The following is a 26925-nucleotide window of genomic DNA, read 5'->3' as shown; positions in this document are numbered from 1 at the left end:
CCCGGCGCGCTCAAACTGCTGCTGCAACGCCGGTATTGGATGTCTCGCGTGCGCGGATAACCTTGGCGCGCGAAAGAGATGAATTGGTCACGGAGCCGTCGCACCAGCCAAGGAACTCCGCAAAAGAGTTTGGCCAGGCACGGCGCGCCGCCGTTCTGAGGCAGCCTTCCATGATGGGGGCGAGCAGGTTGCGGTCACGGGCGACCTCGGTGATCGCCTTCACCATGTCTCGCACCACCTGCGGGTCGGAGGGGGCGTCGATCAGAATGCCGTCCTCGCGATCAACGATGAGCTCATCGACGGCCCCGACGGCGGTAGCGATCGGGACGCAGCCAAGCTGCTGCGCTTCAGCGATCATCAAGGGCGCACCTTCCCAGCGCGACGGCATGACCAGCACGTCTGCCCAGCCGAGCGCCTTGATCAGATCCCGGCTGGCAAAGACGGGCGGGCGCACATCGACGCCAAGCTCTTTCAGCCGGTCGGTCCAGGAGAAGCTGGCGTCAGCCAGGATCTCGCCACCGATCGCCCGAGCGTCGAACGGCACATGTGCCGCGCGCAGCTCCGAAATCGTCGCAGCGAGCCGGTCGATACCTTTCTGCTGGTCGAGGCGGCCCATGTAGAGAAGCCTCAACCGATCGTCCTTGCGTTCGATCCGCCGCACCTGCAGCACCTCCGCAAGCACCTTCGGCGGGACGGAGAAGCTCGCACCGTTCGGAACCGCGAAGATCTTTTCAAGCGGCACACCGAAGCTGTGCAGATAGAACTTGAGCTGTTCCGAGCAGGTCAGGAAGGCGTCGTAGCAATGCTCGTGCGCGATCGCTGCGAAAGGCTGGCCGGCCGGGCGCTTGAACGGCGTGTTGTCGACGACGTGCAGATAGCAGGCCGTGCGCGTGCCTTCGGAACGCAATCGGGCGATCAGCGGGTGCACCGCCATGACGTGGTTGTTGATGACGAGATCGAAGCCCGAAAGCTGGCCCTTCAACGCGCCCCAGTCGACCTCATGATGTTCGGCGATGAAGTCGTGTCCCAGGAACGAGCCGGAGCCTCCCCAGGCCGGAATGCCCTGGTCCCAGAAATGAACGTAGTCGAAGCTCGCATCGAATTCGTCGATCACGTCCATTCGGCTGGTGCCAAGCACGAACAGGTGCGTCTCATAGCCGGCGGCGCGCAATTCGCGGGACGCAGCGTAGATCACCTTCTCGGCGCCACCGAAGGAGGCGTTCGGCACGAGTAGTGCTGCCGTTTTCTTTCCGGCTTCGCTGTGCCCGAGCGGCAGCACCGGCGAACCGCCGATTTCCGTGCGCAACGCCTTATGCAGATCGGAATAGGGCATGAGCCGCGGCGGGCGCCAGGTCCAGCGGCGCCCGGCGGTGCGGCGCAGCGGGCTCGTAGCGATCGCGTTGACGCAGTTGATCATCACCTGCTGCGGTGTAATGAGCGTCCGGCGCGGCAGGGCCCTTGGGAACGGGAACCGCACATTGAGGACCGCCGATGTCGGCCAGACCTGCTGGCTGCCGATCGAGGCGAACCAGTCGAGCGCGTTGTTGCGGATGACATCGCGCAAAAGCGCCGTCGAAATGAAGATGAGATCCGGCTGGCCGAGGTGCTCGGATCCGGCATCGAGGAAAGTCGGTTCGATCTTGCGCTGCGTGGCGTCGTTGCCGAGGTGGACGAACACGACGTTCGCCTTCTCGCTCAACCGCTCCAGGTGGCAAAGCACGTTCGGCAACATGCGCGAGCGCAAGAGGAGATCGATCGTCGCCCCGCTGCCGGCCATCACAAATGGCGGAAAGTGCACGTTGTCGGGCTCGCCGGTATTTGCCCAAAAGGCCGGAATGATATCGTCGAGGCGCAGCCGCTTCGGCTGCTTGGTCGGGTCGGTGAAGAACGAGATCGCCGTGTCTTCGGTGCGTGCGAAGAGATAGCGCGGGCACTCCTCGTGCTCGAAGTCGACCAGCATAGGTCTCTGGAACAGGGCTCTGTGGCGCTTCCTGAGGAAGCTTACGGACGTCGCACGGTCGCGGTTGGCTTCCTTGAACCGGCTTTCCGCCCGCAAGCGGTATTCGAAGGTCGTCTCGTGGCAAGGCGTGCCGACGAAGCCGTGTTCCACGCAGGAGAGCCAGAATTCCCAGTCCTCGAAACCGTTCTGCCGGTCGTCGTTGAAACGAACGCCCTCCCGGAAGACATCGATGGAGATCATCGAGCCCGTGTCGCAGATGTTGTCGGTGATGCAGTGAACCAGCCTGGAATAGTGGTTGCCGTAGTGCGCCCGCCAGCTCACCGAGAAGGTGTCGATATTGGTGTAGACCCAGCCGGCGCCGCTCTCACGCAGTTGGCGGTAAAGGGTTTCGATCGTGCCCGGCAGAACGCGATTGTCGGCGTCGAGAAAATAGACGGCCTTCGCTTCAGACAGGTTTTCGAGCACATAGTCGATGGCCCGGTTGCGCGCGCCGCCCGGCCCTGCATTCCGGCCGAAGACCACGTGGATGTCGGGATGAGCCGCAGAAAACAACAGCAATTGATCGAAGGTCTCGTGCCGTGGGTCACCATCGACCGAGACGACGATGGCGATCCGGCAATCCGAAAGCGCCGAAGCCAACGCGGACTCGATTGCCTCGAGTGCCAGCGCCGCGTGCCCGTAGAGCGGCATGGCAATCGCGATCAGGTCGCGTGGATCGCTATTGCTTGACATGAGACGCACCACCCGACTGCTTTACCATCCGGAAGCCCGACACCTTGAGCCAGGAAAAGTCGACGGAGTCGGTGACCGCACGGCTGAGGATCATCAGATCCATGGGATGGCGCACCGGCTCGTCCAATTGGAAATTGATATTGATCGGCTGCTGGTTCGTGACCTCGCGCCAGCCACTGAAAAAGGCCGAAGGCTTCACCGAGCCCTTGCGGGCGAGTTCGGCAACTTCCGAACGCGCGTTCGAAGTCGCTGGCGCGAGCAGGAAGCTGACGGCAGCGGGCGCCCCCTTCGGATGATCGACGATGGCGCTTGCGGAGAACGAAATGGTTCCGGGCTCGACCGCCCGACCGATGGCGCCGGCCGACACGCCGCTCGGCAGCGGGTGGCAGACCACTGCGTGTTCGTGCTCGAGGTAGCGCACGGTCTGGAACTCCGGAACCACCGGCGTGACCGACACGTCGACGATCTGACTCAAGAGATCCACCGACAGCCGGTAATCCTCGATGAAGTGACCGTCGAGCAGCGCCGTTGGCGCGATCATGTTCGGCATGCGTGTCGGCTTGACGCCAGGAAGGCCCGTATAGATGCGGAACGCGAGCGGACGCAGATCGAGGTCGGCGTGACGCGTTTCGGAGCGTGCGGTGTAATGCTCGCTGGCAATGGGGTAACCAAGCGAAAGACCGATGGTTTCCGAGCCCGTCGTCGACACCCTCACCCGCAACGTCCTCGCTCCGCCTCCGCATGTGCGCGGCAAGGCGAAGAAGTTCCACGTAGGCACCAGCTGTGAAAACGGCACAGACCATTCGGCCACGCCTTCGCCGCTTTCGACATAACTCAGGACGACGACCAGTTCGCCACCGTCTCTCGGAACCGAATTGAAATGAAGCGCGATGCCTGCCACGCCATGGCTGGAAACCGGCAGGAGTTGCTCGACGAAAGCATTGGCGATCAGATGGCCGATGCCTTCGTCCTTGGGGTCGACATAGGGATCGTGCGCAAAGACCTCGGTGACCGGCTCCCAATTGCGCGCCTGGAAGGCGTCTTCGAGCGCACGATAATTTTCGAGCAGCGTTTCGCGCTCGCGGCGCAACAGCGCGAGTTCCGACGTGATCGCACTCGAAAACCGCGCAAGACGCCCGACACCACCGTCGACCAACGCCTGAATGATTACGGCACTTTCCGCCGCCGTGTGTGCGCTCAACCGCTTGACCGGGAAATCCGGTACGGTGCCAAGCGCACGCAAGGACACGAGCCGTTCCGCAAGGTCCTCCTCACCCTCTTTTGAGAAGGCAAGCCCGATCAGCGGGAATACGTTTTCGAGAGTGGTTTGGGCCCGATCGCCCTTGGGAAGGAAATGAACCAGGTGCTCGATGCCGCTACCTTCGACACTCGCCCTGTCATGATCAGATGCCACCACCAGCTTTCGCTTCGCCTGCGAATACCTCACGCCAGAAGACATCAACTCTTGCACGCGCCACCTTCAATATGAACAAGTTCCCTCTGAAGTTGAATTCGCCGAAACGAAATACATCGGCGAATTCAAGCTCATACGAAAAGCATATCAAGGTTATTTGCACTGCACAATAAGTGATATTTGTGTTTTTCGTGAAATAATACTTCGGATTTTGAAGTATTATTTGGATGAAACCAGTGAGATATTAGAGGTAGAGGCACTGTTTGTTGCCTTGTCCAGCAACATCATCTGCCGCGCGATGCAATCACCCAGCCGGAACCGCTGCTCGATCGTCCGGCGCGCGGCCGCACGCATGTCCGTATACTTTTCCGGATGACGCAACGCTTCGGAGAGCGCGCCCGCGAGCGCGTCCGTATCAAAGAATGGCACAAGCAGGCCGTTGCGACCGGAACTCACGACTTCCTGCATCGGGGCGGTATCCGACCCGATGACAAGTGCACCGCAGGCCATGGCCTCCAGCACCGACCAGGAAAGCACGAAGGGATAAGTCAGATAGATATGCGCAGCCGAAATCTGGAAGAGCTGTCGCAACACGGCATGTGGCACGACGCCCGGAAACAGGAACCTGTCGGCCGGCACATCCAGGGACTGAAGCAGGTGCTCCCTCCAGGAGCCTCCGCCCGGCGGCGGAGCGCCGTAGCTGACGCCATCGCCTCCGACGAACACGAAGAGCGCATTGGGGTGTTCCCGCGCGACTTTCGCCGCCGCCGCAATCGCCTGCGGAAAGCCGCGATAGGGCTCGAGGTCGCGGGCCACGAAAGTGACGATCGGCGGATCGCCCGCCTTCAGCACCCGCCCATCCGGAAGCTTGAGCGAGGCCGACGCATCCGGACGGAAGACGCGTGTATCGACGCCCTCATGGCAAACGGCAATGCGTCCGCGGTGCTCGGCCGGATAGAGGCTCCTTTGCCAATGGGTCGGACTGATGCCGCCATCCATTGCCTCCAGCGACAGAAGCTGCGCCATGTTTCGCAGACGCAGCCGCTTTCGCGTGTCCGAATCGGGTTGGTCGTCAGGGGCAAAACCGATGTCCGCCCCTTCAGCGCGATAGAAGAATTCGCAATAGCCGAGCGCTGGAACGTTCGGCAGCACGTCCTTGACGAACATCATGCTGCCCCAGCCCGTGTGTCCGACGATGACGTCGGGCACCTGGCCTTGCTTTGCCATCGCCTCGAAGGTCTCTGCGACCCGGTGACCTATGCGGACGTGATGGTCCGGGACGCCCAAATGCCTTGCCATTTGCGCATTGGCCTGCGGCCCCGGTTCCGCCCTGTGGCGGATGACCCGCGTTGACGGAATCCGTTGATCGACGGTTTCCGTCACGAGGGTTACTTCATTTCCCGTCTGCGCCAAATGGGCCGCGAGAGCGGCGAATTGGCAGAAGCCGCGCCGGTGTACAAATGCTACGTGCATGTTCTAGCCTTTTACCGATGAAAGGACAGCGTTCGCGCCGCGGCTCAGATGCCGTAGCGCGTCGCATTCCCCCAAACCAGCTCAAGCCGGTGCAGCGTTTGAAATGCGGTTTCCAGATTGCGCCGGTCCTGCTCGCCGTGGCTGAGCACCCGTTCATAGGCACCGGCAGCTTTCCTGAGCGAATCGCAGAGCTGCCTGCCCTTTTCCGAAAGCCGAATGCGAGCCGAGCGCCGGTCGCGCTGCGATGCAGCCCGGTCGATATATTCCCCATCGCCCAGTTGCTTCAGATAGTAGGACACGTTTGAACCGACATAGTGGCCGCGATCCAAAAGCTCAGCCACGGACACCTCGGCATCGCCGATCGCGAGCAAGACCATGGCTTGCGCCGGGCCAATGTCGTCGACGCCAAGCTTTGTCAATTCGGCGCGCAACAGGCCGGTAAACCGTCTGCTTGCTCGCTCCATCATCCGCGCCAGTTCGAAATACGAGACCACGGAGGCTTCGCTCTCCTGGCCAATATCTTCGTGTTCAGCGGCACTACCAACTGCGTCATCCCCGGGGCGGATGGCAACAGCGCCGCCGAAATCTGCGAACGGATAGAGAATCTTTTGATTCATCCCTCTCTCCAACTAAGCATTACTACGATATTCAAAAATTACTTCAAATTTTGAAGCAATTTTTCGCCCCCTTTACTCCCCCCGAATATGATTATCTTGAGCATCCCACCATTATTGTGTCACACTTATCACGGCAACACTGTGATTTAAGTGATAACAAACAAAATAGCTTCCTCAAGACCCCAACGAACTTATCCAGAAATTCGCCACGCGTGACAGCAAACGAGGCAATATGATTAGCAAGAACCAAATTGGGCCAAAGACGGCGCAAAATGGAGCAAACGATCCACGGCTGCTTATTCTGAAGGCACGCCGCGTGTTCGTTTTGGCACTTATTTATGCAGCGCTGCTGAGCGCCTGCATCGGCATCTTGCAGCTCTCTACGCCGCTTTACATGATGCAGGTCCACGACCGCGTCCTGAACAGCCAGAGCATGGATACGCTTACCATGCTGACGATTCTGGTGATCGGCGCGCTCATTATCTATGGCGTGCTCGAATACATCCGGGCGCTGACGTTCCAGGCGATGGGAAGCGCGGTCGTGCGTTGGCTGAACCTGCCAGTGTTGACCGCGGCAGTGCAGGCGGCGGCCGATCAAGGGCTGACCCGCGCGACCCAGTCGCTACGGGACCTGGCTGAGTTGCGCAGCTTTCTCACGACCTCCGCCGTCAGTGCACCGCTCGATGCCGCCTGGTCGCCGATCTTCCTCGGCGTGCTCTTTGCGCTGCACCCGATGTTCGGCCTTCTTGGCGCCATTTCCATTGCCCTGCTCGTGTGTTGTGGATTGCTGACTGATTTGCTGACTCGCCGGCTGATGAAAGAGGCCAATCAAGCCAATATCGAGGCCGTCTCGAAAATTGGTGCGAGCTTGCGCCACGCCGAAGCGATTGAGGCAATGGGCATGCTCCCGGCTCTCGCCCGCCGCTGGCGCGCGGCGCAACTGCATGCGCTGGATGCGCTCGAAGTCAGCGGCAGCCGAAGCAAGGCGATGGCCTCCATCACGCGCTCGCTGCGCTTCATGATCCAGGCGGCAGCGCTGGCGACGGGTTCTATCCTCGTGATGAAGCAGGAAATCTCGCCCGGCGCGATGATGGCGACGACCATTCTGGTCGGACGCCTTCTCGCCCCATTTGATTCGATGATCGAAAACTGGCGCCAATGGGTACTGGCCATCGCGAGTTGGCGACGGATCGAGGCGGCACTCAAGGAAGATCTCGCCGTACGCCAGACGATGCCGCAGCCGCGCACACAAGGCGATCTCGTCGTCGACAAGCTGGTCTATGCCGCCCCCGGTCTCGATGTGCCTATCATCAAGGGCATCGGATTTTCGCTTTCGCCGGGCGAGGTGCTCGGCATTGTCGGGCCGTCGGCTGCGGGAAAGTCGACGCTTGCCCGCCTCCTTGTCGGCATTTTGAAACCGACCACGGGCGGCGTCTTCCTCGATGGCAACAACGTCTATCTCTGGGAGCGCGCTTCGTTCGGGCAGATGACCGGCTACCTGCCGCAATCGGTCTCGCTGCTCGAGGGCACCATCCGCGATAACATTTCGCGCATGGAGGAAGGCGAGCCTCAAAAGGTGCTCGACGCCGCCCGCCTTGCCGACGTGCACGACATGATCGGCCGGCTGCCACTTGGCTACGACACGCCCGTCGGGGATGGCCATTTGACGCTTTCCGGTGGCCAGCGGCAGCGCATCGCACTTGCCCGCTGCCTCTATGACCGCCCCCGCCTGATCGTTCTCGACGAGCCGAACGCCAACCTCGACGCGATCGGCGAGCGAGCATTGATCCGTGCGATCGAGCGTGCCCGCAACGACGGCGCGATCGTCATCATGATCGCCCACCGGCCAACCATCATGCAGGCGGCAGACAAGCTGCTCGTCCTCGAAAACGGCCGAATCACCCAGTTCGGACCGCGCACCGACGTGGTCGCATCCATGACCCCGGGCGAACCGAGACGGGAAGGCGTTTCCGCATGACAAAGAAACCCAATCTACCGATCGCGCGCGATGCAAAGAACGCGGTGACAACGCGTGGCGGGGAGAACCTACCTGTTATCATCGACCGGCCTCATCCCCTGCATGGGCTGGATGTCGATGCGGAAGGCAGCGCCTCCGCCCCGTTGCGTGGCGTGGTCCTTGCCGGTCTCACGACCATCCTCGTCGCCTTTGGCGGCTTTTTCGGCTGGGCTTTCTCGACGGAGCTCAGCAGCGCCTCGGTCGCAAGCGGCACGATCGTGGTCGATTCGAAGCGCAAGACTGTCAGCCACTTCGAGGGGGGCATTCTCAAGCGCCTGCTCGTCCAGGAGGGTGATCGCGTTGCGGCCGGACAGCCACTCGTCAAGCTCGAAGATACTCGCGCCCGCTCCGACCTGCAGGCGCTGCAAAGCCGTCGCCTCGGTCTGATTGCGAAGCTTGCCCGCCTGAGGGCGGAGCAGACGGATTCACAAGAAATCACGTTCCCCGATGATCTGAAGGGCGCGCCGGATCCGGCAGCCGATGATGCGGTGAAGGCCGAAACGAACTTTTTCGAGCGCCGGCGCGAAGCAAAAGCCGGTCGCCTCGATGTTCAGGGCAAGACTATCGAAGAATTTTCGGAGAAAGCCAAATCGCTCGCCGAGCAGATCCGCGCGACCGATCGACAGATCGAACTGATTACCGAGCAGCGGACTGCGATCGCCACTCTCGTCGCGAAGGAGTTCGCCCAGCGCTCGAAGCTTATCGAGATCGATGCCAAGCTGAGCGAACTGGCGGCAACCCGTGGCGAGCTCGCCGGTAATAAGGCCCAGGCCGAAAAGGCGGAAGCCGGAGCAGAACTCGGGTTGACCGGTATCGAGAATGAGTTCCAATCCGAGATTGCCGGCGAAATCACCACGGCCCGCCTTGAGCTTTCCGATGTCGAAGAACGATTGGTGTCCGCCAAAGACATCCTGACCCGCCTCGACATCCGCTCACCACAGGCCGGGATCGTCACCAACATTCAGCTACGCACAGCAGGCAGCGCCGTCTCGGCGGGGCAACCGCTTCTCGATATCGTGCCCGAGGACGAGCCACTGCTCGTAGAAATGCATGTCGGCACCCGTGACATCGACAGCATCGGTATCGGTTCGAAGACGCAGATCAGGCTGACGGCCTACAACCAACGCACGCACCTGCCTCTTGACGGTGAGATCAGCTATGTTGCGGCCGACCAGTCGGTCGATGAAAAATCGAATGTCTCCTACTACGTGGCGCGTGCCCGCATCGCGGCTTCGTCGCTCAGTGCCAACCCCGACATTCGGCTCTATCCCGGCATGCCTGCCGAGGTCCTGATCGTCCACAAGCCACGCTCGGCGATTGACTACATGGTCTCGCCGATTGCGGATAGCCTGAACCGTGCCTTCCGCGAAGACTGAACTAGAACTTAACCACTATACGAAGCCGGCGAAATTCAATTTCGCCGGCAATTTATTTCTAAATTTGAATTGAATTCCAAGTAATAGCGAAGATACTTACCCCTTATATCCCAGGGATAATCATCAAAACGACACACAATATACATCTGAGGTAGCAGGAAACAGCACAGTACATCTGTATTTATTTTGTCTTTGCTGTTGCCATATGTTTTTTTGCAGTGCAATGTCGCGGCGCTCATCCAAGGTTTGAGGCCAGAGATGGGCGTAAGCAACAACTCAGAGGAGTAGCATATGGCCACGTTGGAAGGCGGCGCGTATGATGACGCCCTTTTTGGCTCACGCTTCGACGACTTCATCCATGCACGCAGCGGCGATGACTTCGTGAACGGAGGCAATGGCGACGACACCATCTTCGGCGACGAAGGTGATGATCTGCTGTTCGGCGGCAACGGAAACGATGCCCTGTTTGGCGGCTGGGGCGACGACCTCATCCATGGCGACAACGGGAACGACGTCCTGTTCGGCGGCCAGGGTGATGACGTGCTCAACGGCGACAATGGGAACGACATTCTCCTTGGCGGCGGCGGCAGTGACTTGCTGTTCGGCGGCAGGGGTAACGACGTATTGTTCGGCGGCGCCGACAACGACGTTATCAACGGCGGCCAAGGCGACGACGTCTTGAGCGGCGGCGAAGGCAGCGATGTGTTCGTCTTTGACGGCGGTGGCGGTAACGACGTCATCCTCGACTTCACGCCCGGCGAAGACCTGCTGCAGGTTTCGAAGGACATCAACGGCCTCGACATCTCTTCTCCGGAAGATCTGGCATCGCGCGTCACCCAGGTTGGCGGCAACGTCGTGATCGACTTCGGCCATGGCGACACGCTGACGCTTGTCAATGCCGATGCCGACGACATCCAGGCAAATCCGAACCACTACTTCACGATCCATTGAGATTGACCGGCGCGCCCCACTTCCTCCCGGTGGGGCGCCCTCCCTTTTCGTCCTTCAGGAGTAGCGCGTGACGGCAGACGACCGCATCAGGAGCCTCAGCGATGAATTCGCAACTGCTGTGGCATTCAGGCTCAGCCTTGATGTTGCTGTGCTGATCTGGGACGCACCCGCAGACCTGCCGGTGAAAACCAAATACGCGCTTTCCGCATCGCGATCCCTCGTTCCTCTTGTCAGCATGACCCTCCCGCGCGCCGACGGCGGGCAACGCGTCTTCTGGGCAATGCGGCCCGGAAACGAGCGCGAGCTTGCGGAAATCGCAGTCGATCGCGATGTCCTTCAGACCGTCGTCCTCGAACCGACTGGCCGGCTTCCGTTCCTCGATATGGCGGCACAGTTCGCCAGCCTCGCGCCCGAGGGGCGCTTCAAGTTTCTCAACACCCTGCTCACCGTTTGGCGCAGCGCGTTCCGGCTTTCCCGCGACGAGTTTTTTACCGGTCTGGTCGACGACGCGATCCATGCCCTGAACCTTGGCCAGCGCCCCGCGACGATCGCCTGCCGGCTTGCCCATGGCCGATACCTTGCGGAAACGACCGTCAGCGCCGAGTTTGGCGAGATCAGTGCAATCTATGCGCTGAGCGCCGACGCGGTCGTGCCGTTGCCGCAGCAGTTTGCCATCACCGGTCGGGCGGAGCGCGGCTGGCGCCGTTGCCACTTCGTGCTCGAAACGCCACGGGCGCCGCAGGCGCTCTCTCTCATGATCATGGGCAAGCGTGGCGTTGCCATCCGCGAGGTCGCCCATCGCGGCTCGCGCTACCAGAACATCCAGGAATGGTGGCCCGAACACGGCGCCGCGCTGGGCCTCAGGGAGTTCGTCGTTCGTTGCCTCTCTGCGATCCCTGAAAGCGGGACGGCGCTCGCAACCGACCTGCAGCTTCGTTCGCCCTTGCCGGCACGCCAGGCCGGAAAATCCCCCCTCCACCCCGGTGCAGAGATCGATCTGGCGCTCGCGCTACCCGACGGGCTGCTGGTCGGCGGTTGGACCCGTGACCCGTCCGGCGTGCTCTCGGGGATCGACTATCTTCAGGAAGACGGCACTGCGCTACCGCTTGACGGCAACTGGTATGAATTCCCCGGCTGGGCCCGTGGCGCGGAAGAAGGCTCGAAGACTGATGTGACAGGCTTCGTCAGCTGGTTGCCGATGCGAGAACCGCTCGGCGCCCTACTTCAGCCCCGTTTCCAGATGCGGCTTGCCTCCGGCGCCGTCAAACCGTTGGTGCCGAAGCCGCAGCCCTTCGATCCCGCGACACAACGCAACCGCATCCTGCGGGCCGTTCCGCCACAGCACGCCATCGATTCGGCGTTCCGCACGATCCTTGCGCCCGCGCTTAAGGACGTGGAGCAAAGACTGGGAAAGACGATCAGGGTCGATCAGACGAAGGACTTCGGTCCTATGCTGGAGGCGCCTCTGGTCTCGATCGTCGTGCCGCTCTACCGCGTCCTCGATTTTCTGCGCTTCCAGCTCTCAGGCCTCGCCACCGACCCCTTTGTCGCCGCCAACGCCGAGATCATCTATGTGCTGGATTCCCCTGAAATCCACGACGAGACTGAGCACCTGCTCGGCGGCTTTCACCTGTTGCATGGGCTTTCGATGAAGCTCGTGGTGATGAACCGCAATGGTGGCTATGCCCGTGCATGCAATGCAGGCGCACGCTATGCCCGCGGTTCTGTCGTCGTCATGCTCAACTCGGATGTCGTGCCCTGCGGGCCGGGGTGGCTGGAGACGCTTGCACTCCCGGTGCTCCGAGAGAAGTCGCTCGGCGCGATCGGCCCGAAGCTTCTCTTCGAGGACGGTTCGCTGCAGCACGCGGGTCTCTACTTTGCCCGCAACAAGCAGGACATCTGGCTGAACCATCATTTCTACAAGGGCATGCCCGGTGCCTATGCGCCCGCGCAAAAAGCGCGCGTCGTGCCTGGCGTCACCGGTGCCTGCCAGGTCATGCGCCGGGAGGTCTGGGAACTCGTCGGCGGCTATGCCGAGGACTTCGTGATCGGCGACTACGAAGACAGCGATCTCTGCCTCAAGATCCGGCAGGCCGGCTTCGACATCGTCTATGAGCCAGCTGCCTGCCTTTACCATCTGGAGCGGCGGTCGATCAGCCGCAGCCAGGATTACACGCGCGGTGTTGCGAGCCAGTACAATGCATGGCTGCACACCGAACGCTGGAACGACGACATCAGCGCGCTGATGCCAGCCTACCTCGGCGCCGAAGAGGCGGCAGCGCCGAGCGGTCACAAGACTGCCGCCAGGAGCGCCGCATGAACCAACCCGCACTTCGCCACGCAGAGAGCCTGCAAACGGCCTGGCAGCCGAACGAGGACCGCATCGACGGGATGCTTCAAACGGTTCTCAACAGTCGTTTCCTGCCACAGCCCGACAGCAACAGCGTGTTCGTCGGAGACGGCAACTACCGGGCGGTTGGCGCCGAGTTTCTCGGCCATTTCATCCGCATGGGCGGATTGCAGCCGGAAAGCAGCGTGCTCGACATCGGTAGCGGCATCGGCCGGATGGCAGTTCCGCTCACACAGTATCTCGACGCCGATCGCGCCCGCTACGTCGGCGTCGATCCGGTCGAAGGCGGTGTCGCCTGGTGCCGCAAGTCCGTGACGCCCGCCTACCCAAACTTCACTTTCGAGCATGTGGACATTGCCCACGAGCTCTACAATCCCATGGGCAAGATCAACGGCAAAGCGCTGAAGCTCCCCTATCCGGATCGAACCTTTGATTTCGCGATCATGACGTCGATCGTCACGCATCTCCCGCCAGATGAAGTGCTTGTCTATTTCAGCGAGATCAGCCGGATGCTGAAGCCCGGTGGCCGGCTTTTCGTGACGGCGTTCTTGGTCGATCGCGTGGCGGCGAAGAATGAAAACGGCAGGCGGGATCCGCGCCTTGGCTTCAATCGCAGCGGCGATGGTCCCTGCTGGTTCGTGCCGGGCCTGCCGCCGCTTGCCGCCGTCGGTTTCGATGACGGCTTTCTCGATCGGGCGCTCGAACGGGCGGGCTTTTCAACCATCCTGAAATCACTCGGCCATTGGCGCGGGCAGGATGCCGGCCACTACCAGGATGTCTTCGTTGCCGAACGCCGGGGTGCAAACGGATGAAGAAGCGCATTCTGGTCGCCGCGCACAATCATCCAGCGCTCCATCCGGGCGGTACAGAGATTTTCGCGCACGACCTCTTCCGCGCCTATCAACGCGCCGGCCATGAGGTACTCTTCCTCGGCGCCACCAACCAGACCCATCGGCAGGTGCGCCCAGGCACGAGCTTCCAGGCGATTGGCTCTGAGGGCGACGAGGTGCTGTTGTGGTCCGGTCATTTCGACCGTTTCTTCATGAGCCAGATCGACCTCTATGGCGTCGTTCCTGATCTGACCGAGCTTTTGCGCGATTTTCAGCCGGACGTGGTCCACATTCATCACCTGCTGCTGCTCGGCGCCGAGTTTCCGCACATCGTGCGCCGGACTTTGCCCGAGTGTCGCATCGTCATGACGCTGCACGACTACTATCCGCTTTGCCACCATGACGGGCTGATGGTGCGAACCAGCGGCAAGGAGCTTTGCCACAAGTCGACGCCCGACCGCTGTCACGCCTGTTTCAAGGATATTCCGCTCGACCGCTTCGTGCTTCGCGAGCAGCATCTGAAAGCCCTGCTGCGCACGGTGGATCGCTTCGTATCGCCGAGCCAGTTCCTGAGGCAGCGATACATCGACTGGGGCCTCGACGGGGAGCAGATCGATGTCATCGCCAATGGCTTGCCACGGCGGGACCTTCCGACGCGGAAGGATCGACAGGAAAACGACCGGCCGATCTTTGGTTATTTCGGCAACCTCAATCCCTGGAAGGGCACCACCGTCCTGCTTGAGGCCGCGCGACAACTGATCGACGAGGGCCTACGCTTCGAGCTCAGGGTACACGGCGGCTCGCCGTTCCAAAGCGATAGCTTCAAGGACGAGATGGCCCGCCTGTTCAAGAAGACGGCCCCCACCGTCCAGCAGCGCGGCGCCTACCGGCGTGACGACATTACCGACCTCATCGCCGCGGTCGATTGCACCATCGTGCCGTCGATCTGGTGGGAGAATGCGCCGCTCGTCATTGGCGAAGCGCAATCCCAGCGCAAGCCCGTGATCGCGAGCAATATCGGCGGCATGGCCGAAATGGTTCAGGACGGAGTGACCGGCCTGACCGTTACGCCCAACGACCCGCGCGCCCTTGCTGCCGCCATGCGCCGCATCGCGGAAAACCCGGATCTCAGGCGTCGCCTTTCGGCGAACGCCCGCAAACCCGATGATATCGACGCCACTGCCCGCCGCTATCTCACGCTCATCGACACGATAGAGCCGGCACGAACTGCCGCGGCCTAGAGGAATGACCATGTCTGTAGCAGCCGATAAACCGGATGTCGCACCGGAACAAAACAATGCAAAGCCCTTGAAGGGCCGGGTGGACGCGATCGACCAGGGCCGCGTTTTCGGTTGGGCATTCGACCCAGAGACGCCAGAGAAACGGCTCGCCATTCGCGTGCTGCTCGATGGCAAGGTGATCGCCGAGGCACTGGCCGACCGCAACCGATCCGATCTCAAGCGAAACGGGATCGGCGACGGCAACCACGCCTTCGAGATCGCGCTGCCTGACATGGCTAGCGCTCGCACCGGCGAACTGGTTGTCATGGCCTCGACGGAAAAAGGCGGCGAACTGCCGCTTCGCGTTCCCAAACCCGACGAACAGGCGGCCGAAGCCATGATCGCCGCGCCGCTGGCAAAGGTCCTCGACAAGCTCGATGTGCTGATGGCGGCACAGCGTCAACTCCAGGTCTCGCAACGCTCGGCCATCCGGCAAAAAGTCGATGACGGCGAGGAAGGCGAAGCTGCAGGACTTGCCGCAGTCAGTGACGACGTCGCGAGCCTGCGCACAGAAATCACCCAACGATTGACCGATCTCGACGTGCACCTGATGCGCCTTGATGGGGTTGTGGCTGGCATGGAGAAGAGCCTCAATGCCTTGAAGCAACGCTCGAACGGAGACTTGAAGCCGGCATTTCTGCTTCTCTTTGTGCTTGCGGGCTTTACCGCAGGTGCGATCCTGACGCTTCTCCTGCGGACCTGAGGGCGTCTCATGCCCAATCAGGAGCTTTCCCTTTCGCCAAGCCCCGCACCGCTTGCCCGCATCATGCGCAGCGGACGGATCGTGGTGTGCCCGATCGACGAGGCGCTGCTGATGGTGATCGGCGCCGGCGGCCCGTTGGCCGATCAGCTGCCGGTAGAGATCGACGAAGCCCCGGAGACCCAGGCGATCGCCTCCATCATCGGCTGGCGGCTTTCCGCGCCACAGGCATCCGCCACCCATGGTTTTGCCGCGCTTATCCCCGTCGACCGCACGCGTGGCATGCCGGCAACGCTGCGCTTCGGAAAGGATGGCAGCGGCAAACGTTACATCGTTGCGCCCCGCACCGTGTCGACAGGTGATGTCGCCGCCATGCTGAAGGAGCTCGCCGGCCCGCAGGTCGTTCACGTGCTTGGCCGCCTGGTGGACGTGTTGATGAAGCCGCCGCTCGATCCACGGAAGCTGACGGCAATCACAGCCTTGCTCAAGGCGGGAACCGCGAAGGACGGCTACATCGAGCTGCTCGGTGAAAGCCACGCTGATGCGATTGCACTCAAGGGTTGGGCGCATGACATTGCCGCGGGCGTTAGCCGCGCCATCATCCGGGCCGAAAACGCATCGGTCGCCGAGTGCAGCATCGCGGTTTTCCCGCGCAACGACGCACCGGAAGATGCCGTCGGCTTTCTGGGCCTCCTGTCTGCAGATGATCTGCCGCGGGCGCGTGACATCCAGGGCATTTTCTATCGTGGGCGTGGCGCCTGGCGCTATGCGCCGGTCCACGAGCGCAAGTTCGTTGCGGGACCCCTTGAAACGCCAGGGCATCTTCGCGCGATGCTGCTCCAAAGCCAGAGCTCGCCGCAGGTGCTGTTGCGCCTGCGCGAAGCAGCCAACGGCTTTGACGGCACAGAAACGATCTCAGGTCTCCCCATTCCGGTCCGGCTCGGTGTCGACGCGCTCTACCAGGGCGATGAAGGTACTTTTCTGATCTCGGGCTGGATGCTCGATCCTGACGATCACGTGCAGAGCGTCCGATTGCGCCGGGGACGCGCCGACGCGCGTCTTGATGGAGCCTGGACTCGGACCGAGCGGCTGGACGTGGAAGATGCCTTCTTGGACCGGCCGGAATTCAAGGGCGCAATATCTGGACATCGCCGTTCGCACGGTTTCATCGCTTTCGCGGATGGCCTCGTCGGCGATCCGGCAGCACCCCTTCACCTCGAAATCACCCTTCGCGATTCTCGCCGCGCCTATATGCCGCTTCACCCGACACGGCTGTCGGCAAGGCATTCGGCGCTGCGGCTGCTGAACGCCATCGATCCGACCAGTTGGGCCTTGCCCGATATCGTCGATCGCCAGATCGTTCCGTTCCTCGATGCAGCTCGCGCGGGTGCACCAGCCATCGAGACCGTCATAGACATTGGCCGCTTCGGTGAGGCTGTGGGGGCAGCAATCCTTGTCGCCGTGGGAGAGGCCGAGGAGGATTTTGCCGCCCTGTTGGGTCTTCTGGCGCTCGATCCGCATACGCGGCAGGCCCCGATCGTGCTCGTCCTGCAATCGGAGCAGTTTCGCCGGAGCGCCACCCGTATCCGGCGGCTTGCGGAATTCTATCGCTTGCCGCTGCGCCTTTTGTCCGTCGAAGGTTCAGGCGATGCCAGCGACCTGGCGCGGACTGCGGCGCAGGCCGTCGACAATGAGACCGTCATCCTGCTGTCTGCGTCCCTGACGCCGGCCAATCCCGGTTGGTACCAGACGCTCGTTGCGAACTATGAGACAAAAAGCGGAAGCATCATCTCGCCGACCCTTGCCTATGAGGATCATTCGATCCGCTGGGCCGGCAGTTCGTCGCTCGATCGTGCGGACCATCTGCAGTCGAGCCGCTATGCCGGCTATCCCGTCGGCGCTGTGAACCGCCTGAAGCTGACGCGGGTGGCGACCGCGTCGCTCGAATGCGCCATCATGCCCCGCAAGGCGCTTCTCGACGATACCGGCCCTTCGCCGGCCTATCTCGGTGCGTCTCTCAATGGGCTGGACCTTGCCTTGAGGCTGAGCCGCAAGGGCTACGAATCCTATTGGTTGCCCGCCTTGCAGATGCTCGGGTCGGATGAGGCGTCCGGCGCCGTATCGGCAGCCACGGCCAGATACGTGGAGCGTGTCGATCAGACGCTGTTCCGCGGCCGCTGGATGCAGACTGTCGAGACAGAAAACACGACCCACAATGAGGTTTCGGCATGAGTGACAAACTCCGCGTGCTGGTCGTCTCGCACGGCCACCCGACCCATTCATTGGGCGGCGCCGAGATCGCCTCCCATGGCTTGCACAAGGCATTGAACGGCCTGCCGGGGATCGAATCGATCTACCTCGCCCGCGTCGGCAATCCCGTGCCGCGCCACGGCGCGTCGGCGCTGATGAGCCTTCGCCTGGCGATGGACGAAGTGCTCTACCATGCCGAGGACTTTGATCATTTCTTCCTGTCCAACGGCGATACCGACGCGATCCGTCGCGACCTCTTGCGCTTTGTGGGAGACATCAAGCCGGACATCGTCCACTTCCACCATATCATCGGCTTCGGGCTGGAAGCGCTCTATGCGGTGCGCGACGCTCTGCCGAAAGCGCGCATCGTCGTGACCTTCCACGAGTACCTGCCGATCTGTCACAACCACGGACAAATGGTGAAGCGGCCCTCGGGCCAGCTTTGCAATGGCGCTTCGCCAATCAGTTGCCACACGTGTTTCCCCGAAATCCCCGTGTCGCGTTTCGTACGCCGCGAGCAGTTCGTGCGGGGCATGCTGAACCTTGCCGACGCCTTCATCGCCCCGAGCGCCTTTCTCGCCAACCGCTATGTCGAGTGGGGCATCGCTGCCGAGAAGATCTTCGTGATCGAAAACGGCATCGTCCTGGGTGAAAAGACGGCAGCGCGCGAATTGCCGGCGCCGACGGCACGTCGCAATCGTTTTGCCTATTTCGGGCAGATGACGCCCTTCAAGGGCGTTCATGTGCTGATCGACGCGGTATCGCGCGTGGCCGACGATATCTGGGGTGACGATTCCACGCTGATGATCTTCGGCGGCAACCTCGAGCGTCAGCCGACCGAGTATCAGGAACGCGTGGCGAAATTGATCGAAGACGCCGGCCGCCGCGTCCGCTTTTACGGCTCCTACCAAAACCAGGACATGCCGCGGCTGATGCGATCGGTTGACTGGGTTGTGATGCCATCTGTCTGGTGGGAAAACTCGCCGATCGTGATCCAGGAAGCGCTGCACCATGGCCGGCCGATTATTTGCTCCGACATCGGCGGCATGGCCGAAAAAGTCCGCGACCGGCTGGACGGCTATCATTTCCGGACCGGCAGCGCACAAGACCTTGCCGATCGCCTTATAGACGTGCTGAGCACGCCAAGGTCATGGGACAACCTCAGGGCAACGCTCAGGCGCCCGATAAGCCATGTCGACTGCGGCCGCGAACATGTCGCGCTCTACCGGAAACTGCTCAAGGAGGAGCAGCCGGTGCACCCCAGCGCCGCTGTGGCCTGAACCGAAAAGCGCTCCGTCCCCGGCACTCACCTCGCATTTACAAGCGGCCGACTTCCCGACTCGACGGACATTCCATTGCTTATCGGGCAATGGAATGTCCTGGTTTTTTAAAGGTCAACTTGAACGGTGGAACCGGCGCCAAGCGCCGGAATGGAATTAATCGCCGTTCGGTGCCCACCATCGATGGAAGTGATGAACCGGTCCCCGCCCCTGCCCGATTTTGAGCGCTGCTGCGGCAACAAGCGCCTCATGCAGATAGGCCTTGGCAGCGATAACCGCGTCTTGAAGCGTCTGCCGACGGGCAAGACCGGCGGCGATTGCGGCAGACAACGTGCAGCCGGTGCCATGATCGTTTGTCGTCTCAACCCGCGGGCGCGACAGGCGCAAGGAAGTGTCCCCGTTAAAGAGGATATCAGCCGCTTCATCGCCCTTGGCATGCCCGCCTTTCATCAGCACGGCGCGTGCACCAAGTTTCAGGAGCACCTCCGCCTGGCGCGCCGCCTCCGTCTCGCTCTCGGCAACGCTGCGGCCCGTCATCAACGCCGCTTCGGGCAGGTTGGGCGTCACGATAAGGCCAAGGGGCAGCAATTCCTCCTTGAGGGTCGCGATCGCATCCGGACGCAACAGAATGTCACCTGACGTGGCGACCATCACCGGATCGATGACTGCCAAATGCCCGTATCGCTTCAGGCCGGACGCGATCGCAGCAATGGTCTCCTGGCGGGACACCATTCCGACTTTCGCAGCGCCAACCGCGAGATCCGAAAACACGGCGTCGATCTGAGCTACAACGACGCCCGGAGAGATATCCTCAACGGCCGTAACACCTCTGGTGTTTTGCGCGGTGATGGCCGTGATCACGCTGGCACCATAGACCCCAAGGGCCGAAAACGTCTTCAGATCCGCCTGGATACCGGCACCGCCACCGGAATCTGAGCCTGCGATGGTAACGGCGATAGCGGTCATGCCTGGCTCCGCTGAAATGTGGAAGCGGGTCCAAATATGGCAAACGCGCTCACAAGCCAGGCACTTTGGCACGCGCCCATTCCCGAGCGTGTTCCAGCTACCAGCGAGGAAACCGAATGATCGAGCACGCGCGCCGGTCGGCTCATCCCCCGGAATTCTACGTCGCCATATTCTAAACTATGTGCAGGCACCAACGATCTCCCGAAACCAAAATCACGGAGATCCGGATGAACGGCGAAGACGCGGGAGTGCCAGAGAGGCCCTTGCCGTTCCTACGCCGGTATGATCCGGATCAGGTTCAAGGGTCTGGCTCACCGCCATCTCAGCACCGTCAGGTGCGCCCCTCGGCAGGCATGAATGCTATGGGAGCGCGGGAGGGGATGTCAATTGCTTGAGTTTAGCAGGCCCGTATGTAAGCCGGTTCGATGCGGGCGAAGGAGGCCCTTAAAGGATACAAACAGCAAAAGGCCCCTTTTGCCTCAAGAGCATAAGGAGCCTTCCGTCTGAGCGTTCGACTTCACAGACGCTGGTAGAGTAGCCACCTCAAGGCCGTTAAGGCAAGGGGATTTCGAACGCGAGCCTATGCAATCCCGGAGTGAATTGTTCGGCAGCACTACCGATTCACTCAGTGGCGGCGGGCCTTCCACGCATAACGGTAGATGTTAGGCGCCTCATCGCATCAATATCACCGCAATGCTTTGAGAATTGCACTTGCTCGGGCCAACGCCGCTTCGGCTGCGCACAGTTCGAGTGTGACAGACAGAATATCGCGGTGCGCCATTGCGATCACAACCTGCAACACTTCATCAGAGTGTCTGGCCAGCAGAATGAGGTGCCATCGGTCGGGGCCGCGATCGCCGGCTAGCCAATATCTCGTCGTTCGGCCACTCGCGCCTGTCCAGCGCATGATCGTCTTTATCGCACGGCCTCCCCCACCCAATTCATGACGCAGCGCCGCCGCAACGGCGGCAAAGTAATCGTCTTAGCGGCGCGCGCTGATGCTGGAACAATTGTGCCTGTATTCGGAACCATACTGCTCACCTCCCCGGTCTATACTCCGGCATTCTGACCTCAATTCACACGTGATATACCGGCACGTCATGGTTATCGGTTGGACTGAGAACAGCGACGAACAACCACCCTCGGACGAGCGACCCAAGGTTCGCGCGGCGATCTACGTTCGGATGTCGACCGAGCATCAGAAGTACTCGACCGACAACCAGATCGCCGCCATCGAGCGCTATGCCGCCAAGCATCGCTTCGAAATCGCGTGGACATACGCCGGCGAAGGAAAAAGCGCCAGATATCTTGGCAGAGTTCCAAAATATCTCGGAGCTTCGGAAGGCAACTTAGGAAACCGGTCCCTGCATGTTGCTGAACGGCTGCGGGAAATTTCTGACCGCAATGTTCTATTTAGCTGTCCGCTTAGTGCACTGGTTCTCTCGCTTGATGCAAGCTATCTCCGCCGTCGAGCATTCGGCAACGCCGTTGACGACCGCGCAATGCGAGCACTGATCGGTGAACTCCAGGCAATCCGGATTGGCCTTGATGAAGTCCTGCAGACTAACATTCTCAGTCTGTCGCGGCTCAGGAACGATATCTGCAACGGGCATATCCGCCGCGTAAGCGCTCGCCATTCCCGCCATGGCAATCGCGAGGCAAACCGCGTCACGGAAGCTGAAATGGCTCATCCATTTGGTCCTCCTGAAGGCAGTTACGGAAAAGGCCGTTAAACGGCTCTCCGTCCGGACTTGCGCAATTGCAGAGAGTGCCGCCCCAGCGCCTGCCGCGCAAGCGACTTTCCGCCGCGCTCACCCCAGTTCGTTCCGGATCGCCCGCATGAAGACCCTAGCGCCGATACCGATTAGCCCGTCCGGGAAATCATAGTCCGGATTGTGCAGCCGCGCGTGGCTTTCGCCGGCGCCGAGGAAGAACATCGCCGAAGGCGCAACGCGCCCGAACAAGCCGAAATCCTCCGAACCCTTCATAGGCAACACGCCCTCGCCGCGATCGTGGCTGACGCCCTCCTCATTCATGGCACGTTCGAGCGCGATCACCGCGACTTCCGCATTGCTGCACTGGTGAAACACGTCCTCATAGCCAATCGTGACCTTCAGCCCCGCAGCCTCCACCTCGCTCGCCACTAGCGCCTCGGCACGGGCAACCAGATCGGCCATCCGCCCGTCGGTGAGCGTCCGGAGCGTCGCCCAGATCTCGGCATAACCAGGGCTTATCCCGAAGGCCGCCTCGCCGAGCCGTGCATGCGTCACCGTGACGAGCGAGTAATTCTCGTTGAGCGGCCCGTTGTTGCCGAGCGCCGTCAGGCCCGAAAGCAGAGCGGCCATCGCAAAGGTCGGGGCAACGCCGTCTTCCGGTGTCGAGGCATGCGCCGTCTTGCCGGAGAGCGAAATCCGCATGCCGCGCGAGGCGCAGTTGACAGGGCCGGCGCGCAGCGCCGCATGGCCGACGCTTAATCCTGGAAAATTGTGCAGCGAGAACACGAGGTCCGGCTTGATCGCCGCAAATTTCGGATCGGCGAGCACGGCGGCGGCACCAGCACCGTTTTCCTCAGCCGGCTGAAACATCAGGATCGCACGCCCCTTAATCGGCCGCTCGCGCCCCAATCCCTTGGCCAGCGCCATCAGGATCGTCATGTGCCCGTCATGGCCGCAGAGATGCCCTTTGCCCGTGATCTCCGAGCGATGTCCGATCTCCGAAATCTCCTCGATCGGCAGCCCGTCCAGCTCGGCCCGCACCATGATGGTTGGCCCCGGCTCCCGGCCTTCATAGATCGCCGCCACCCCATGCCCGCCAAGACCTGTCATCACCACATCCGGCTTCGTAACAGCCAACGCCGCAACGATCGTTTCCGCCGTCTCCCGCTCCTCGCCTGAGACCTCCGGTCGCCGGTGCAGTTCGCGTCGAAACGCCACGAGCGCCTGAAGTTCACGGTCAATCAGAAACATTATGGTACTCCACGAAAATCTCCGCGCTCTCACCACGCCCCCGCATCATGGAGCCGAATCACGGCTCTCTCCATCAGCCTGGACGTGTCCGAAGCCTCACGTTACACCACCTCAACACTTTAATGGAAAGCCTAAAGCAGCGAGCGATACCAGCCATATGATCGCGAACCGATTTGATGCCACGGCCTCATTGATCCTTTAGCATGACCAGCGACGGACCGACCGAGCTATTGAAAACAGAGACGCGATAGCTTGTTGCCCTTTCCGGCCCTGATTTGTGAGAAACGCCATATCCGTTCACCACGCGCGTTTCGTCATCTGGGCGACAACCCTTGGCTCCTGGTTTGCCGTAAAGACGCTGCCTGCTTCAACGCGACGGACACTCGTTCATGGGCAGCAACTTGTTGTATTGTCCGCAACAGACTCCAGACCGCCCGCAGATCTTCCCTTTGGGCCGCGGTCATCCCGGCTGCGACCTCTTTGAAAACCGCTCCATTGGCATCCCTCGCCGCGATTGCGAGAAAAGTGCGCTCACCAAACCTCTCGGTCACGGCCGTCGAGAACCGTTCAAGCTCGGCCCTCACCTTGCTGTCGGCATGCACAACGTGGAGAGCACTTTGCACATCCTTGCGGCCAATCGCGTCTCGTGCCTCCGTCAGAACCTGCCTCGCCTGTGATGAAATCGCCGGGATGTCGATCGCGAGCTTCGTTCGCAGTTTCTGCTCCTCCGCTCGGTATTTCTCCTCTGCTTGGTGGCGAAGCCGAATGTAGAGCGCGAGGTTCCGTGAAAGTGCGGGCAGGTTCGCAAGCGCGCGCTCGCGGTCCTGTTTGTCAGTTCGCCAAGCAAGTACTCCACTCTTTCCGTTGAGGGCACCAAACGTCTCGGGACTACGTGCAATCTTGGCAAGAGTTGCGCCGGCCACGTCTTCGTTCTTGAGCATGGCCTCGACATCAATCGCATGGAAGGCCATCTGCGGATCAGCATAGACAAGGCGAAAACGCAAACTCACGTCCTCCCATTGGCGCTTCAGACTCTCATCGGCCGCAAGCCTCTCCTCGATAGTCTCCGCAAAGGTCCTAGAAAAGGTTTTGATCCCGGCTAGCATCGGAACTTCGTCGTTGCCTGCGTCGGATTGCTTCATTTGCGCGGCTGCGGTGGCTAGCCAGAAGCGTTGGCCGATCGTCGTCAACCTCTGAACAAGGTCGCTGAGCCGCTGCTTCTGTCGGACAGTCCATTCGATACGATCACGAACGAGCGTTCGTGCCACTGCCATCAAATGCAAACCTCGTAACTCGGCGAAGCGCAGGGCATGCCGGTAGAGGGAACGATCTGTATAGTCGAGCGTTGATTCCTTTGCATTTGTGCGCGATAGCACTGAAACCAGCCCAGCAGCATTTTCAAACGAGCGTCGTCCATAGTAGACCGCCAGTTCTTCGCGGTGTCGCGTCATACCGACATAAGTGAGATGTCGATCGAGTGAGAGGGAAGCTAGTAACTTCACACTATCGACCGTGGCACCTTGGCTTTTGTGTATCGTGGTAGCGTAACCAAGATCTACGTTCGGGTATATTCGGCTCTCGATGGTCACAGGGCGGCGATAGCCAGGCTCACCGACCTCCACAACGATCCGATTAAGGCGAGCTTCGAGTACACGCCCGATCATTCCGTTTTTGACGTTTAGTATCCCGTCGTTTTTCAAGAAGACAATTTGGTCGCCCGCCGCGAAGTGGCGAACGCCCTCTTGCGTCGCAAACGGAAGCCCTTTTCCAACCACACCGCGCTCGACAAGTTTGGCACGGGCCTTCTCGTTCAATGTCCGAACGTCGCGACGCAAGTGCGCGAGGATCAACGAGGTCTTTGTTGGATTGTGGTCTCTATCCCAATCGGCGATCAGCGCTTCCACTGCTTCGGCTTTCAGCCCGGTACTGACGATTCTGTCGTGAGCTTCGTAGGCCCGGACCGCATCCCCGACTTGTCCGCGAGCGAGAGCCAGTGACGCCGTTCGCATCCAGTCTTGGCGTTGGCGGTATATAGTATCTAGTTCGGAGTAACCGATGCGCTCCACAATGGCGCGGAATGGCGCACCCGCCTCGATTGGCTGGAGCTGATCCGGGTCGCCAACCAACACGAGCTTCGCGCCCTCCTTCGCGACAGTCTCGATCAGGGACGCCATCTGCCGCGACGAGACCATGCCTGCCTCATCAAGAATGAAAACTGTCTTGTTGTTGAGGGTAGCGTTTCCCTCGGCCCAACGCCGCTCCCAAGAAGAAAGTGTTGCGGCGCAAATCCCCGCCTCCTTCTCCAATCCCTCTGCAGCCTTGCCCGCCAACGCACCACCGACCACTTGATACCCGGCTGCCGTCCAAATTTCGCGTGCAACTTTCATCATTGTGGTCTTGCCGGCGCCGGCACGACCGACAACCGCAGTAAGTCGGCCCTCACCCGTAACATTCGCGATGGCCGCCTGTTGCTCTGTGGACAGGCGCGACACGGACATAGCACGCGTCAGCTCTTTCCGGATGCCGTGGGTTGATTGACGCGCCAACCAAGCAGCCCGTTTGGCCATTTCGGCTTCCAGACGGATCAGTTTCCGCGTGGTGTATTTGGCTGGAAAACGAGCGCCGGTCATTAAGTCAATACGCTCGCGATCGATACGCAAGATCTCCGGAGATTGGAGGATACGTGCCATGAGTTGGGCGAACACCCTCTCATCGTCGGTATATCGATGAAGCACTTTGGCGATGTCGCGTTCGTCGAAGACACTTTTTTGGCTGGCAATGAGGTCAATCGCTATTTCCGGCCGGCGTTGAATGCGGCGGGTATTCCTGGCACGCAGCTCCGCTTGCAACTCAATCGACTTCGGTTTTCGGAAAACCGGTGTCTTTTCGCGCTCTATTCTCCGCTCAATAGCCTTCGTTTCAGCGCTAAAGCGGATGATTGGCTCAAGGTCGATGCCCTGCCGCTCGAATGATCTCCCATCAATCCGGAGATCGAGACCAGCAAGCGCCAAATGACGGTTTTGGCAGGCGAACCAACCGTCACGAAAGGCATTGAATTCCGCAAGTCCGCCAACCCAATTTCGGTAGACAATTCTGCCATTGGAGCTGCGCCGCGGCGTACCATCGGTTGAAACCACCTTTATTTTCTTCGATCCAAAGCCATAGACGGTGAGCGGCCGGAGCGTCATCATAAGATGTGCATGAGGATTTCCGGGAGTGTTGTGGTAGGCCCAATCAGCCACCATGCCGTTCCCTAGGACATGTTGCTCGACGAACTCGCGCACCAATGCAATGTTCTGATCGCTCGTAAGTTCGATTGGAAGTGCAAGTGTCACATCCTTAGCAAGCTGGGCGTCCAGTCTCTCTTCGAAATTCTCCACGCGGTTCCAGAATGCTTCGGATGCTCGTGCGGCCGAGGGATCAGCCGCAATCAACCGCAACCACTCCGGCGCATCGACGGGAATGGCAAATTCCTCGTACAAAAGATCACGCTTCTCAGAATAGTTCGCCGTAGTGGCTTCACGCTCGAAGTACATCTTAGCCCGATGCTTATAAGCAGCGGAAAGAACGGCGCTTCGTCCTTTTCCACGACTAATAACGTTCACGTCAAAATGGGGGCTGACCATAATATTTGCTCCCGGCTCGGTTCGAATTTCCGCCGATTCCGGGGGGGGCGCCATCCGGCCATGTAAGAAGCGGAGCCTTAGGCGCATGTCTGGCCTTGCCGGGCGCTTCCCGGAAATGCCAATGAAGGTCTGTGTTC

At 60.8% G+C, this 26925-nt stretch carries 17 protein-coding genes and 1 riboswitch; of the genes, 10 read left to right on the top strand and 7 right to left on the bottom strand.

What is annotated here, in order from left to right; genetic code table 11:
- Positions 1-10: 10 nt before the first annotated feature.
- The 4 genes from ASE60_RS09120 to ASE60_RS09105 form a co-directional block, all read right to left on the bottom strand.
- A complete protein-coding gene (locus ASE60_RS09120; RefSeq protein WP_057249456.1) occupies positions 11-2692 on the bottom strand; it encodes a glycosyltransferase in 2682 nt (893 codons plus the stop codon).
- Complete coding sequence (locus ASE60_RS09115) at positions 2679-4151, bottom strand: DUF6212 domain-containing protein (RefSeq protein WP_156414615.1); 1473 nt, start codon at positions 4149-4151, stop codon at positions 2679-2681. Before ASE60_RS09115 ends, ASE60_RS09120 begins: the two co-directional genes overlap by 14 nt.
- 174 nt (positions 4152-4325) lie before the next feature.
- Complete coding sequence (locus ASE60_RS09110) at positions 4326-5579, bottom strand: glycosyltransferase family 4 protein (protein ID WP_057249452.1); 1254 nt, start codon at positions 5577-5579, stop codon at positions 4326-4328.
- Between the two features lie 44 nt (positions 5580-5623).
- Positions 5624-6196: a MarR family transcriptional regulator gene (locus ASE60_RS09105; protein ID WP_057249450.1), complete on the bottom strand. Its 573-nt coding sequence runs from the start codon at positions 6194-6196 to the stop codon at positions 5624-5626.
- A gap of 232 nt (positions 6197-6428) precedes the next feature.
- Between ASE60_RS09105 and ASE60_RS09100 the strand changes: the two genes are divergently transcribed.
- From ASE60_RS09100 to ASE60_RS09060, 9 genes are all read left to right on the top strand, one after another.
- The gene (locus tag ASE60_RS09100; protein ID WP_057249448.1) at positions 6429-8174 is read left to right on the top strand and encodes a type I secretion system permease/ATPase; all 1746 of its coding nucleotides are present in this window, start codon (positions 6429-6431) and stop codon (positions 8172-8174) included.
- A complete protein-coding gene (locus ASE60_RS09095) occupies positions 8171-9589 on the top strand; it encodes an HlyD family type I secretion periplasmic adaptor subunit (RefSeq protein ID WP_057249446.1) in 1419 nt (472 codons plus the stop codon). Before ASE60_RS09100 ends, ASE60_RS09095 begins: the two co-directional genes overlap by 4 nt.
- A 291-nt stretch (positions 9590-9880) precedes the next feature.
- Entirely contained in the window at positions 9881-10540 is a 660-nt protein-coding gene (locus ASE60_RS09090; protein WP_057249444.1) for a calcium-binding protein, read from the top strand.
- 67 nt (positions 10541-10607) lie between these two features.
- Entirely contained in the window at positions 10608-12860 is a 2253-nt protein-coding gene (locus ASE60_RS09085; protein WP_057249442.1) for a glycosyltransferase family 2 protein, read from the top strand.
- Positions 12857-13702 carry a class I SAM-dependent methyltransferase gene (locus ASE60_RS09080; protein WP_057249440.1) on the top strand — a complete coding sequence of 282 codons (846 nt, stop codon included), beginning with the start codon at positions 12857-12859 and terminating at the stop codon, positions 13700-13702. The genes ASE60_RS09085 and ASE60_RS09080 overlap by 4 nt, the downstream gene beginning before the upstream one ends.
- A complete protein-coding gene (locus tag ASE60_RS09075) occupies positions 13699-14961 on the top strand; it encodes a glycosyltransferase family 4 protein (protein WP_057249438.1) in 1263 nt (420 codons plus the stop codon). The genes ASE60_RS09080 and ASE60_RS09075 overlap by 4 nt, the downstream gene beginning before the upstream one ends.
- A gap of 10 nt (positions 14962-14971) precedes the next feature.
- Positions 14972-15703: a hypothetical protein gene (locus ASE60_RS09070; protein WP_057249436.1), complete on the top strand. Its 732-nt coding sequence runs from the start codon at positions 14972-14974 to the stop codon at positions 15701-15703.
- A gap of 9 nt (positions 15704-15712) precedes the next feature.
- Positions 15713-17932, top strand: coding sequence for a hypothetical protein (locus ASE60_RS09065; RefSeq protein WP_057249434.1), 2220 nt, complete (start codon positions 15713-15715; stop codon positions 17930-17932).
- Positions 17929-19230: a glycosyltransferase family 4 protein gene (locus ASE60_RS09060; RefSeq protein ID WP_057249432.1), complete on the top strand. Its 1302-nt coding sequence runs from the start codon at positions 17929-17931 to the stop codon at positions 19228-19230. Before ASE60_RS09065 ends, ASE60_RS09060 begins: the two co-directional genes overlap by 4 nt.
- A 156-nt stretch (positions 19231-19386) precedes the next feature.
- Here ASE60_RS09060 and thiD read toward each other — a convergent pair whose 3' ends face one another.
- On the bottom strand, positions 19387-20196 hold the full coding sequence (gene thiD, locus ASE60_RS09055; RefSeq protein WP_057249431.1) for a bifunctional hydroxymethylpyrimidine kinase/phosphomethylpyrimidine kinase: 810 nt from the start codon (positions 20194-20196) through the stop codon (positions 19387-19389).
- A 252-nt stretch (positions 20197-20448) separates the two neighbouring features.
- Positions 20449-20551: riboswitch (TPP riboswitch) on the bottom strand.
- 643 nt (positions 20552-21194) lie between these two features.
- Between thiD and ASE60_RS36180 the strand changes: the two genes are divergently transcribed.
- Positions 21195-21929 carry a recombinase family protein gene (locus ASE60_RS36180; RefSeq protein ID WP_348272221.1) on the top strand — a complete coding sequence of 245 codons (735 nt, stop codon included), beginning with the start codon at positions 21195-21197 and terminating at the stop codon, positions 21927-21929.
- A 78-nt stretch (positions 21930-22007) separates the two neighbouring features.
- On the opposite strand, the gene ASE60_RS09045 is transcribed toward ASE60_RS36180, so the two are convergent.
- Together ASE60_RS09045 and traA are read right to left on the bottom strand one after the other, a co-directional pair.
- Positions 22008-23162 (bottom strand): amidohydrolase, encoded by a 1155-nt coding sequence (locus ASE60_RS09045; protein ID WP_057249429.1) that lies wholly within the window; start codon positions 23160-23162, stop codon positions 22008-22010.
- 314 nt (positions 23163-23476) lie between these two features.
- Positions 23477-26788, bottom strand: coding sequence for a Ti-type conjugative transfer relaxase TraA (gene traA / locus ASE60_RS09040; RefSeq protein WP_057249428.1), 3312 nt, complete (start codon positions 26786-26788; stop codon positions 23477-23479).
- Positions 26789-26925 lie beyond the last annotated feature (137 nt).

The sequence above is a fragment of the Ensifer sp. Root278 genome, from assembly GCF_001429285.1.
Taxonomy (GTDB): Bacteria; Pseudomonadota; Alphaproteobacteria; order Rhizobiales; family Rhizobiaceae; genus Ensifer.
The sequence above is the reverse complement of the archived record's forward strand: the minus strand, read 5'-3'. Positions and strand labels throughout refer to the sequence as shown.